Source organism: Nocardia africana NBRC 100379 (assembly GCF_001612635.1).
GTDB classification, from domain to species: Bacteria; Actinomycetota; Actinomycetes; order Mycobacteriales; family Mycobacteriaceae; genus Nocardia; species Nocardia africana.
Map to the genome: position 1 here is coordinate 38,313 of NZ_BDAV01000026.1, position 12,628 is coordinate 50,940.

Sequence of the window (12,628 nt, forward strand, 5' to 3'; positions counted from 1 at the left end):
GAGACGGACCCGCGGTGGCCACGTCACCATTAGTTGATCTCCAGCCCCTTCCGACCGAACTCACCAGATAGAAGGATGCACACGCCATGGGACTGGCTGACGAATTGGGCTTGGACGATACGACACCCATCCAGCGATACCAACAGCAGCTCAGGGAGCCGGACGCCCTCCCGGCCGCACAGGCAGCAGAAGCTAAGCGCAACCTGCTGCTCCCCGCAGCACACGTCGGGGACAGCCAACACATCAGAAAGGCTCACATCGGATATCTGAAGGCGATCGGAGACCCGCAATGGCGCCAGCGCCTCGACGATCTCACCCGCTATGACTCTCCGCCGATACACGGCCGACTACGACATCGCCTCATGGGGCCGTGGCGCGAGCCGATCACACCACTTGCGCAGTACCTCAACGCAGTGAAGCTGCAACGAGAGCGAACGGAAATCGACAGCCAACCAGCTCCGCAACCACGGCGCTCCGCCACCGGAACCCTCCGATGGGGAACAGATTTGCAGCGCCTACCGCCGATTCCGCGAACTGGTCGAACGCGAAGCCGGACGGTCAGACTGAATCAGCATGCCTGACAACCCCTTCGACACCGGTCTGCCGATGGTGCCCACACCGCGGCGCACACCACCACAACGACGCATCCGCCGCCCGCAGCCGCAACCGGCCACGGATCCCAGCTGTCCCGAGGGCAACCGCGAAGGCAGCTGGAATCAGTGGCTCGACGGACAGCCGCCCAGCGCACCGCAGTACCGACCCAGCGTAGTGATCCAGCGCAACTCACTGTGGAGCAAGGACACCGACGACGGACCAGCCACGCCGCGCATCGTCGACCGGACCGGGAGCAACCCCGGGCAAGGACTGCGCCGACGACCGAAAAGACAGCGAGACAGCCGCCTCGCTGGTCGACTCGCCGGCATGGCAATCATCGTCGCTGTGACGGCCGTCGTCGTGGTCGTGATCCTGACCACGATCCATGCAGGTCACCGGCACACACGCATGTCCACTCCGCCAGCCAGCTCGACACCGGCGGCCCCAGGCGTGGACCCGCACGCCACCGAGGGATGCAGGCAGTCCGCCGCCGGTTTGTCGGTGTCGGGCACCGGATCAGGCGACACCCGCACCGGGCCCGGCGTGGTTCTGGCGTTCAACCGGGCCTATTACGTCGCTCGGTCCGGCATCGACGCGGCGGCGTTTCTCGCGCCCGATGCTGAGGGAGTCGATCGCGATGGCAGCCGGTACCCGCTGACGACCGACTTCGTCCAGGCCGGGATCAACAAGACCCCGGCCGACACCCGGTACTGCGTGAGTATTGAGCCCGACTCGGCCGACCGCTGGCAGGTGGAGATCACCGAGCAGGTCGGCTACGAAATCACCGCCATCACACACGAACTCGTCACAACCACCACCCAAGACGGCCGGACCCTGATCTGCATGATCGTCCAGCCGTAGCCAACAGCCGAGAAGGAAATGCAATGCAGCACAGCAGGATACGCAAACCGCTCTCCGCGCCAATACAGGACCGCTTCGACCGGGTGCGCGGACTGTCCGGTGGGAGCCGGTCTGCTCCGGGTGCCGGGTCATGCGGCGGATCGACCAACAGCATCGGTGGACCGGGAGCAGCGATGAGTGGGTGGGACATCAGGTGATCGCACGGCGTGAGCTGCTCCGCAACAACAGCCCGGTCATCGTCTCGATCGGTCTGCCCTACGAACAGGGCCGGCACTGGCACGCTCCCTTCCGTATCGACGGCGCAGCCGACGAGCCTGTCCTTCATGCAGCGAGCGGACGGGACTCGGTGGAAGCCATCCAATCCGCAGTGAAAATGATTGGGGCTACGGTGAATTCGTGGAACTCCGACGGAGCAATCACATGGCATGACGAACATGACCTGGGCTTCCTGTGAAGCACCGGGGTGAACGATTGTGGCCAACCCGTTCACCACCCTGCACGGTCGCCGGACTCCGCGATCGGGTTCGGTGCCCGGATTCTCGTGGTCGACGACCTACCGGTGAACTGCCGGGCGCGCAGTGTCGGCATGCGGGTCGCACGTTTCAGCGCGGGGTCGTCGTTGTCGTCCATCGTCTGTGAACACCCGATCCAGGGGGAAATCTTGTTTGTTTGGCTGAACGGCGGTTTCGGCGCCGGTAAGACATCTATCGCGAAAGAGCTGGTTGCGGCCGATCCGCAGCACTGGCGGCTGTTCGATCCGGAGTTCGTTGGATTCATGCTGAGGGCACAGTTCCCCGATGTGGAGGTCGACGACTTTCAGGACCTGCCGTCGTGGCGGCGGTTGGTCCCGTTCGTCGCAGACGATATCGCCACCGAGACCGGGCAGAACCTGGTGATCGTGCAGACGGTACTGAACCATAGGTACTGGACCGAGATCGCCAACGGCATCGCGGAACTGGAGTATTCGCTGCGTCACGTGCTGGTCGATGTCAGCCCGAAAACGCTACGGCAGCGCATCAGCGAAGACGAGGTGTTGTACCGGGCGGCCAGTTGGCGGCTACAACAGGTACCCACCTACATCAACGCCCGCAGCGATTGGCTCGCGGATACGGCCGATCTCGTGATCGACGCCAATTCTCTAAGCCCGCGGCGTGCCGCTGGTGAGATCATTGAAGCCATCGAGCGGTGGACTGAAGGCGACACCCCGGAAGTCTGGGAGCACCGTCCGTAGTGGCCGACGGTTACTGCAGGTTGCCTGCTTGTGTTGTAACGGCAAATTCAGCGGCGCTTATGGTCGGTGCAGGACAGCGCAGAAGGGTCACGGCCTTGTCGGGCCCCTGAAAGTCTGTACCCCGCCGGTTAAATCGCGGGCATTGGCAGCGTCTTGCGTGGAACACGGTTCAAGACAGGGAATATCCGCTCGCGCAGCTGCAGGTGCGGAGCGGGTATCCCTCGTATCGAACCGCAACCTCAAGCCAGATTATGCCGATCCCCGCCATGATCTTAAACCAATCCAGCTCCCGATTCACCACGATCACATGACGCGTCCCGACCCCGGCAGTGACGCGACGCGCGTAGCAGGATCAACCAGGAAGGTGGTGTTATGAGTGCCGTGGAGCGACCCCTGTACGAACGCGACCCCGCCGCCTATGCCGCGCATATCGCCGAAGGAAACGCCACCCTCCCGCGCAAACTCGTCAGCGCCGACGTACTGCTACTCGACCAGCATGGCCAGATCCTGCTCGTCGACCCCTACTACAAACCCGGATGGGACCTCCCCGGAGGCAACATCCAAGCCAACGAACCCCCCGACCTCGGAGCACAACGCGAACTCCGCGAAGAACTCGGCCTCGACCTCCCCACCAACCAACTGCACCTGCTGTGCGTGGACTGGGTATCACCACACAGCAAATGGGACGACTGGCTCGCATTCATCTTCGGCGGCATCGAGCTCTCCGACGCACAAATCTCCATCATCCGCATCGGCGACAACGAACTAACCGCATACGAATTCTGCCCGCCGGCCCAAGCCCAGCACCGGCTCAGGCCCGGGCTATGGAAACGGGTCGAGGCTGCCCTCCATGCTCGACAAACCGGCCGAGTCGCATACCTCCACGACGGCCTCCGATCCTCACCATGAGTAACCGCCCCGATTAGGGCGCCCGTAAAATCCATTCCCATGTCCCAGCGCCCTCCGGGTGGCCACCCTCGGCGCCTGCGGCACGGGCCCGGCCGACGAGCTGGGTATGCGTTTCATGGGCTGACGCTGGTAGCTTCGTCCTTCTGACGCGAGGTGTCCTCGCTGAGTGTGGCTGCGAATGAACCTCAGAGCCACCGATATGAGCGGTCACGACATTTGCAGGGGAAGCAGTGATGACTGACGACCAGAGCCAGCTGGGCTTCGAGATCGAGTTCGACGGCCAGACGCAGGCGTGGCTGGAGTGGAGCGACCCAGACCGCATGGAATCGGCGATCCGTGCGTTTCTGACTGAGACCGTCGCGGGTATCGCGGACTACTCGGATCCTTGGTGGCAGGCACCGCTGTCGACTCGCATCATCGAAGAAGCTCGAGTGCTCTTCGCGAGCTGGGAAGGCTTCATCGCGCCTGAAAACCACTCCAAGGCAGACCAATTCATTCGGTTCGTGGGCGAATGCATTCGTCATCAACATCCTGGGATGGTGTGGACCACGAGCAAGCTCACCTACAACCCGCTGTATGCGGACGACGGTTTCCGTCCTGCGGTGCATTTCGTGGACGGGCATCGTGAAGAGCCGGTGAGCATGGTCGAGACGTTGTTTCGGATCGAGAGCGCCGAGCACCTGGACTACGCCATTCGCGTAGCAGGCACACCGGCCTAACGGTTCGCACAGCGCCGGGGGAACGCTGTGATGTCGCATGAGTGACCGGCCAGACAGGTACGACGCGCTTCGCAACGGGATGCCGGCGTACGAGCGAGGCCGCTATTTCGAGATCGGGCGGGCGTATCTCGAGAAGGAGACCCGCGAGGCTGGATGGCGACAGCAGGTTCCGCTCGGCAGTGAAGGGCGGATCCTTGATTCGGCCCAGGTCAATCCCCGCACCGGCAAGGTCGACAAGAGCCGCGAAAGGAAATCGGGTCGCGTTGAGGGCCGTGAGGCGGTCCGGCAGATCGAGAAGGAAATCGACGCGCTGCGAGAAGGCAACCTCGTCAGTAGCCGCTGGGAGACAGTGGAAGGCGAGACGATCTCGCGTGAGGTCCAGACCATGCTGAACCTGGCCGCGCGCGAGTTCCCTGACAGGTTCGAACATCGCGTCGTCTCGCGTGAGGACGCGCGGCTGGCGATCCTGGAAGGCCAACGCATCGCGCGGGCACGGCAGCTGGAATTGCCCGGGTTGTCTCGCGACCGGTTGAAGCAGCGCCAACAAGAACGGGAGGCCCGGCAACGATCGCAACGGGAAGCTGATCGTGTTCGGAAGTCGCGGGAGCAGCATGCTCGCACGCGAGGTGAGCGGCTGGCGAAGATGTACGGGCGATTTCGTGACGGCGCCGAGCGAGGATTCGACGCGATCGCACAAGCTCACCATCGCGCCGGCCGGCTGACCTACACCCTTGAACGATTCCGCGACATGACCGAGCGGGCACGCGCCGAGGCTGAACGGCGCATAGCAGCCGAGCGTGAAGCCCGGCGCCTGCGTGAGCAGCGCGAAGCGAGGGAACGCTTTCTGGAACGGCTGCCCGATGATGTCGCCGACAAGCTGCGGCGTTCGTTTCCGGCGCCAGGTGACGACTCGCGGTACCGCGGTATCGAACCGCACAGGGGTTCGACCCGTGCGGGCCGGGAAGCTCGCGCGCGGGCTCTGGAAAGAGAACGAGGACGAGAAGGACGCTCCCGCTGAACGAATGGAGATCCGAGCCGAGCGTGGGTCTGTCGCATCCGGAATGCATGCTGGATGCCAGCGCTACGGACCGAAGACGGTGTGGGTCCGGGCCGCAGGTGGTGCTCGGCCCGGCCGAGTGTAGCGATGATGTACTGTCTGCGAAACGCGTCGATGGCTTGATGTGTAGGTGCGGGACTGGCCCGCTCGAAGTGGGAAGCCGATCGGGGCGACCAGCACAGCGACCGCGGCGTCGCGGCGAGTCGCGACGAAGTTGGCTCCTGTGCGGGGCGGGGAGGATAGGCTGTAGGTGGAGTGTCAGGACGCGCACGCGCTCCTCGTTCTAGCCTGAGTTGCCTCGCCCACGCCGGTTTTGGTGACGTTGAGGGCCAAGGTCCTTCCCGGGGCCCGCGTTTCCTTATCCGTGGTCGCATGCTTGCTTCGTCGCACGGCAGGGTGGCGTGGGTGCCCGAGCCGGGAATGGACGAGGACATGCCGAAAAACACCAGTTCACGGCGACGACGCCGGGCTCGCCGGATCGCGGCGCAAGACAACGTGAAATATTCCGAAGCTCTCCGCCGCGGCGATGAGCTGGCTGCGCAGGTACGCGAGCAGGTGCGAAGGAACGCGCGGTTACGTCCGACGAAGGTCACCATCGGTGGAATCGAAAAGTATTGGCGTCGTGATGATGCCGAACAGCTCGGTCCGACCGGCATGGAGGATCCGTCCCGCGTGGATATCGTTGCCGCGGCGGATGCGCTGATGCCGAAGGTCGTTGCGCTTCAGTCCGCCAGACTGAACCCGACGACCGTGGTCGTGCCCTACTGGCAGCGAGACACAGTGAGCCAGAACGACGTCTACGAGGATTTCCGCACGACGCTCCACCAGGTGCTCAACGACCTCAAACGTGTTCGTGAGGACGCCGAACTCCACTGTGTCGACTGGAGAACCGTTGCCGCCGCCTACTACGGGGTGGACGCGAAGCTGAAAGAGCTGGATCGAATCACCGGCGGACCGCTGCACGACCGGCTCGAATCTGCGATGCAATCGGCGGGTGTGTTGTCGATGACGGCCGAAGCAGTCCACAGCCGGGGATGCCTGCTCAGCGCCGACCGTTCCCGCCGCCTGAGCTGGGGATACTCACCGTGCAGTGGCGGTGACATCCGGGTACGTGTGCGGATCTTCGACGACGAGACCACCGTCACCGTGCCCGGTTGCGCGCGCCACGCCGCCGAGGAAATCGTCTGCTTCGACTACGAAGTCGAAGACGGCTACATCAGTGTCGAGATTATGGGCGGCACTGATGACGACCTCGATGTGATCTACGATCTCGCCGAGGAGGTCCGCCGCGAGCGCGAAGAACGCCAGCGGGAATACGCGAAAGACAAATTCGCGGTCAGAACGGTGCCCGAGCCGCCGTGGCATCGCGGCCAGGACTACTGGTGATCCTCTCGGCTCACAGGCGCTGCGAGCCGTTGTCGATCTGGTGGCAGGCGGAGGACCGGGCGATCCAAACCTGCTTGTGTCAGCTGGTCCTCACTCGTGCACGTGGGCAGCCGGACCAGCGCAGTTCACGGCTGACCGCACAAGCGGCAATCCACTGGGCGGTGCGGCCTTCCTGCTCACTCTGATTCGAGCTGCCAGCGGTGCTGGGGTCGGGTAGCGGTATGGTCGGTTGTTGCTAGAGCTCAGGGCTGTCGGTTTCGGCAGCTGTGCTGGTGTCCGGGCCAGTGTGTTCGAGGGCAGACCAGTGTTCGATTCCGTCTTCGCGCTGGGCGCGCTGTGCGTGTTCGGTGGTGGTTTGTTCGGGTGTGAGGTGGGCGCGGCGTGTGTGTTCGGCGTGTAGTTCGGTGAGTTCTTCTTCCAGCCAGCCGGTATCGACCGGGTCGGCGGTGTTCGTGGTGCCGGGTGCTGGGCCGTAGATGGTGGCCTCGTCGTCGGCGAGTTGAGTGCGGAGTTCGAGGGTGCCGATGGCTTGGACGAGTTCGGTATCGGTGAGCATGTGAGTCGGGTTGGATGGATCGAACCCGCTGTCGCTGCCGAGGTCTTGCGATGAATTGTTCTGGCTGGCGGGGGTTTCGGCTGTCAGGAGTGCGTCTGCGAAGGCTTCGATAGTCGCGCGGTCGGCTGGGTTGCGGGTGTGGCGCCAGTCTTTTCGCAGGAGTGCCAGCGCTGCGGCGGGTGGCTGTCGGTCGGTGATGAAGGTGCAGCGGGCGGTGATGTGATCGGCGGGGTTGTGGTGGGGGATGCCGGGTTGGTTGTCGTCTCGGCAGGTGTTGCAGAGTCCGTCGTCGCAGTGGTGTTGGTGGGTGTCGGTGCGGGCGCGTTCGAGTCCGCAGGCGAGGCACGGGAGTTCGTGGTGGTCGGGAACTGCGTAGCGGTCGTAGTCGACGGTGTGGCCGGTGCCGGCGAGGAAGCTGGTGGTGTCGGAGCGTTCTGGTGCCTGTTTGCCGGGCCGGTGGCGCGTGGTGCCAGTTCCTTCGGGGACGGGTAGGTGGGCGGGGTCGGCGTCGAGGTCGGCGAAGGATTGGGTGTAGGTGTCGAACGCGTCGCGGCCGAGGTCGTGGAGGGCTGGACGCCGCCGTGTGGGATCCACGTATTCGCGGTGATCGCGCGCGGCGGTGCGCGGCTCGCGGGCAGGCCGGGTGTTGTCGGGTGGTTGGTGGAGGCGGGGGTCGGTGGCAGGGATTGCGGCGAGGATCAATTCGCGATGTTCGGGGTAGCGGTCGGCGGCCCATCGGAGCCGCGCGACCGCGACCGGGTAGGCGCGGGTGGTCAGGGTGGTGATGACGCGTTGGAGGATGTCGCGTTCAGTGGTGTCGAGGTGGGCGGTGAGGCGGGCGAAGGCATGTCGGGCATCGTCGATCCTGCCGGAGGCTACGAGGTCGCCGATCGCGTGAACGATATTGGTGGGCAACGGACCGACACTGTCGGCGTGGTTTGGGGTGGTGTCGTGGGGCTCGGGTGGTGGTTGTGTCATGGCGGTCGTGGTTCCGGTTGCGAGGTGGGGGTCTTCGGGGTCGGTGGTGGGGTGGGTGAGTATTTCGATGCGCCAGGCCAGTGCGGTGGCGAGGTGGTTGGCGCGGGGGAGGGTTGTCGCGTCGTCCGTGGCGGTGAGGAGAAGTTCGTGGGCGGTGGCGAGGAGGTCGTGGGGTGTCCAGTCGGGGGGTGCGGTGTCGATGGCGGCGACCAGGCGTGGCCAGGCGGGATCGGCGATGACGTGGTCGGCGACGTCGTGGCCGAGGATGTCGTGCAGGTGCGGTGTCCAGTCGGGGCGTAGCGGCTGTCCGGGGTGGGTGGTGAGCGCGGAGGGGTCGAGGCGCAGGCGTGACCAGAGGGCGGCGGCGGGCATGTCGTCGGGCAGCGGACGGGTGGCGGTGGCGTTGGTGAGCAGGGTGTCGATGTCGAGTCCGGCCGCGGCGGCGGTGTCGAGATAGTTGGCGAGGACGGGCCACCAGGGGTCGCTGGTGATGCGGGTGTCGAGGCGTTTGACCAGTGGCTCCCAGGTATGGGTGGCGGTGTGCAGGTCCCCCAGCGCATCGGTCACCCGGGCGTTCAGCCGTGTTTGGTGGTCGCGTTCGCGGGCGGGAAAACGGTCGGGGCCGGTGGGGCGCAGGTCGGTGTCGGGGACGTGGTTGGCGGCCCGCCACACCGCCAGCTCGGCGATCAGCTCGCGATTGCCGAGTAGGGGCCGTGCCCAGACCGGTGCGCCGGCGGCGGTCCAGGTTCGGGCGTCGATGGTGATCTGGGTGGTCAGGTCGGCGACGATGCGTCGACGTGCGTGTAGCTGGCCGGCAAGTTCCGGGTCGGACAACCGGTGTGGCAGGCCGAGCAGCCAGGGCAGGGGTCCGGTTCCGGTGGAGTGTGCGCCGCTGGTGTCGAGGCGCCAGTCCAACACGGCGGCAGGGTCTTTCGCGGTGTCGAGTTCGCGTTCATCGATGGCCTCGCGCAGCGCGGTGACGGGGTCGTGGCCGGCGAGGGCGAGGATGGCCAGGTGCTGGCGCAGGGTGGGGTAGGCGGGTGCGTCGGTGAGTCCGGGCAGCAGGGTTTCGGCCTCGTGGTCGAGCCGGGTGAGGGCGTCGGCGCCGAGGGTGTGTTCGGTGGCGACGCCGATGGCGTCGAGGTAGATGTCGACAGCGCGGCCGAGCCGGCGGTAGGGGTCGAGGGCGTCGCGCAGGGCGGTGTGGGCGCTGGTGTGGGTGGCCTCGCAGGCCAGGATGTGTTGCAGGACTTCGACGGCGGTGCGGGGCAGGATGGCGGGTTCGGTCCAGAAAGAGGCTTCGCTGCCGTCGATGGTGGTGGGGACGTAGAGGTGGTTGGCGTGGATTCCGCGGGTGATCGCGACGTAGAGCTGGTTGCGTGATTCGCTGCCCGTGAGCACGGTATGGCAGGCGTCGGCGGTGGTGCCTTGGGCGGAATCGATCGTCATCGCGTACCCGAGACGCACATGCAGGCCGACGTATTCGGGCGGAAGCACCGTGGCGTCGCCGGGCCGGCCGCCGGGGCGCAGATGGGTGACGGTGAGGCTGCCGTCGGCGTGGACGGTGTCGACGCGCCAGCGGTAGCCGTTGCGCACCCAGTCGCGTTCACCCAGGGCCAGGCGGCGGTTGTTGCGGCGGGTGCAGACGACATCACCGGCGGACGCGGACAACCCGTCGCCCAATACCGTCGTAGCGGAGGCTATTTCGGTGGTGCGGGCGAGGCGGTCGGTTCGGGCGCGGTGGTTGAGGTCGGTGACGATGTCGTGGGTCGGGGCGAGCATGATCGCGTCGCGGTTGGCGTGTTTGTCGGCGAACCAGGCGCCGTAGGCTTTGTCGGCGATGGTGGCGGCGCTGCCGGAATGGATGCGCTGGTGGTCGAGGTAGAAGCCGAGTCCTGATGGGTCGCCGTCGCGCAGTGCGAGTCCGGCGGTGGCTTCGGCGGTGTCGGCGAAGCGCACCACGTGCGTCAACGTGATCGTATCGGGGGCGTGGGTGCCGTCTATCCCGGCGCCGCCGGCGTCGATCGAGGGCAGTTGTTTGTCGTCGCCGACGCACCGGACGGTGGCCCCCTGGGCGGTGAGGAATTCGAACAGCCGCAGCCGTTTTCGATCCGACAGCTTGACATGTTCATCGACGATCACCAGCGTGAGTTCGCCGATTTGGTGGACCCACATCGGTACGGCGGCGGGGAAATCGTCGGCCGATGGCGCGGTTTCGGGGTCATTGCGTGGTCGGTGTCGATCAAGGATGTGCAGGAGTCGGTCGACGGTTTCGACGCGGGCGCCGGTGGCTTCGGCGAGGATCGCGGCGGGCGCGGCCTCGGGGGCCAGGCCGAGCACTGTTCCGCCGGAGGCGTGCCAGGCGTCGACGAGGACGCGCATGGCGGTGGTTTTCCCGGTGCCCGCCGGGGCGGACGCGACCGCGATGCGCGCCGCGGATGTGGCGAAGTGGGTGACCATGGCGGCCTGGCCGGCGTTGAGTTTCTTGCCTTCGTGGGCGGGATCGGTGTTGTATGCCGCGATCGCGGCGGTCACGAAACTCTCATCGATGGTGCGGGCTCCGGGCTGGACCGATAGCACCGTGAGGCGGTATTCGATGTCGAGTTGGTGGGCGGAGGTGTAGGTCTGGGTGCCGGAGCGGGTGTAGACGCTGGCGCCGTCGCGGCGCTGGAACGGCGCAGGCACGGTGGCGAGGTCGGGTTCGGCAGCGATATCGGGATCGGTGCGGGCGAGTGAATTGCGGGGTGAGAGTGCTTGGGCGACAACGGCGTCGGTGATGTCCGCCCAGGTGTCGCGGTCGGTGAGGGCGCGGATGCGGCGTTCGGTTTCGGCGCGGATGTGGTGGTGCTGCCACACCGACCGCTGCCCCGACACCACCTCCACCACCTCGCGCGCGATATCCGCGACGCGATCCTCGCTCAGCATCGGTGAGGGAGGCGAGGCGCGGTTGATGCTGGTGGCCACGACTCGGTCGAGGATGGTGTGGCCGCCGAGCACGGTGGAGGCTTGGGTGCGCCAGTCGCGGCGTTGCTCGGCCCACGACCGCGACAGGTGTTTGGCTGGACGGGTCTGCAAGGTCGCGACCTGGGAGAGATTCCACATCTCGGCCGGGGTGGGCTCGCGCCCGAGTTGCTGGTGGAACTCGACGGTCAGCTCTCCCAGTCGTGTGCGGATGGCGGTGTCGCGTCGTGACCAGTACCGGATCAGTACCGCGGGGATGCCGGCGATTTCGCGGATGGGGCGTTTGTTCGGGTTGGTGCCGGCGCGTTCGGCGAACTCGACGCGGAGGTCGGCGCGTAGGTGGTGTTCGAGGCGGGTGTTGTAGATCTCGCTGATCGTCACGTTCAGCCGGTAGATTCGCGCCGCGTCCAGGGTCCGCCAGCGCCCGTCGGCACCGCGGACGCGGTTGGCGATGACGACATGGGTGTGCAAATCCGGGTCCCCGCATCGGGATTCGCGGTGAACGAACCGGGCGGCGATGATGCCGTCGACATCGAGTTGACGTACCCCGTTGCGGCCTGCCCGGGTGAAGATCCCATGCTGTTGCAGCCAACGCAGGGCGTCGTCCACGGCGGCGTCGTGCGCTGCGGCGATGCGCCCGGAGACCTCGAGGGGTGCGATGGCCCACAGCGCGGAGACGCTTTTGACCGGAGAGAAAGTGAGGTCGAACCCGGCGACCGCCGCTGATTTCGGGCGCGACATCTTGGCGACGAACCCGGACAACTCGCGATCATCCAATGGCGGTCGCTCGTACTGTTCGGTGAACATTTCTGCGGCGACGTCGGTACGTATCCGTGCGCGAACCTCGTCGGGAATCGCCGCGCGGGCGTCGACTCCGGCAGCGATATTGTGTTCAGCGAACGCCTTGCCGCAGCGTTTGCGGAACTCGTTGTCACCGGAATAGGTGCGATACGGATTACCCAACCGTGTCGCGCGCTCCGCGATTTCGGTCGCGGCTTTGAGGCTGGTTCCTTTCGCAGTCTCGGAAGCGATGACGCGTGCGGTGATCGCGTCGGTGTCGGGATGGCGGCCGTGGCCGAACAACGCCCGCATCTGCGCTTCGGTCACCTCCTCACCGGGCGAGAGCCCCAGGGTGGCAAGCCCGTTGCCCCACCATAGGCCGGGTTGCTCACCGTGGACGGAGTAATAGTCGGATAGGGTTCCGGGGCCGCGGTCGGTGGCATCGGCCGCAGCGACCTGACGAAGGTAATACCGGTAGCTATCGCCCGCGAGAATTTTATGGAGCGTCGCGGTCATCTATTCATCACATGCCCATGGCGCCCAGTGTTTCCAGGTTTGGAAGGGAGGTAGTTTGTATCAAATCGCGTCATTTCCCC

9 protein-coding genes are annotated in these 12,628 nt (G+C 65.7%); 8 read left to right on the forward strand and 1 reads right to left on the reverse strand.

The window, feature by feature from the left end:
• Window positions 1-86 precede the first annotated feature (86 nt).
• The 8 genes from NA3_RS37315 to NA3_RS33150 all read left to right on the forward strand — a co-directional run bounded on the left by NA3_RS37315 (window position 87) and on the right by NA3_RS33150 (window position 6,757).
• The gene (locus NA3_RS37315; protein ID WP_157126619.1) at window positions 87-581 is read left to right on the forward strand and encodes a hypothetical protein; all 495 of its coding nucleotides are present in this window, start codon (window positions 87-89) and stop codon (window positions 579-581) included.
• The gene (locus NA3_RS37320; RefSeq protein ID WP_156769667.1) at window positions 574-1,455 is read left to right on the forward strand and encodes a DUF8176 domain-containing protein; all 882 of its coding nucleotides are present in this window, start codon (window positions 574-576) and stop codon (window positions 1,453-1,455) included. Before NA3_RS37315 ends, NA3_RS37320 begins: the two co-directional genes overlap by 8 nt.
• A gap of 130 nt (window positions 1,456-1,585) precedes the next feature.
• Window positions 1,586-1,909, forward strand: a complete 324-nt coding sequence (locus tag NA3_RS33125) for a DUF6968 family protein (protein WP_062968516.1) — start codon at window positions 1,586-1,588, stop codon at window positions 1,907-1,909.
• A gap of 87 nt (window positions 1,910-1,996) precedes the next feature.
• The gene (locus tag NA3_RS33130; protein WP_062968518.1) at window positions 1,997-2,686 is read left to right on the forward strand and encodes an AAA family ATPase; all 690 of its coding nucleotides are present in this window, start codon (window positions 1,997-1,999) and stop codon (window positions 2,684-2,686) included.
• A gap of 372 nt (window positions 2,687-3,058) precedes the next feature.
• Window positions 3,059-3,595: an NUDIX domain-containing protein gene (locus tag NA3_RS33135; RefSeq protein ID WP_062968520.1), complete on the forward strand. Its 537-nt coding sequence runs from the start codon at window positions 3,059-3,061 to the stop codon at window positions 3,593-3,595.
• A gap of 233 nt (window positions 3,596-3,828) precedes the next feature.
• On the forward strand, window positions 3,829-4,314 hold the full coding sequence (locus NA3_RS33140; RefSeq protein WP_062968522.1) for a hypothetical protein: 486 nt from the start codon (window positions 3,829-3,831) through the stop codon (window positions 4,312-4,314).
• 37 nt (window positions 4,315-4,351) lie between these two features.
• A complete protein-coding gene (locus NA3_RS33145) occupies window positions 4,352-5,332 on the forward strand; it encodes a hypothetical protein (RefSeq protein WP_156769668.1) in 981 nt (326 codons plus the stop codon).
• Window positions 5,333-5,776: 444 nt separating this feature from the next.
• Window positions 5,777-6,757, forward strand: a complete 981-nt coding sequence (locus NA3_RS33150; RefSeq protein ID WP_157126620.1) for a hypothetical protein — start codon at window positions 5,777-5,779, stop codon at window positions 6,755-6,757.
• A gap of 235 nt (window positions 6,758-6,992) precedes the next feature.
• On the opposite strand, the gene mobF is transcribed toward NA3_RS33150, so the two are convergent.
• Complete coding sequence (gene mobF, locus NA3_RS33155) at window positions 6,993-12,548, reverse strand: MobF family relaxase (protein ID WP_062968528.1); 5,556 nt, start codon at window positions 12,546-12,548, stop codon at window positions 6,993-6,995.
• Window positions 12,549-12,628: the final 80 nt, after the last annotated feature.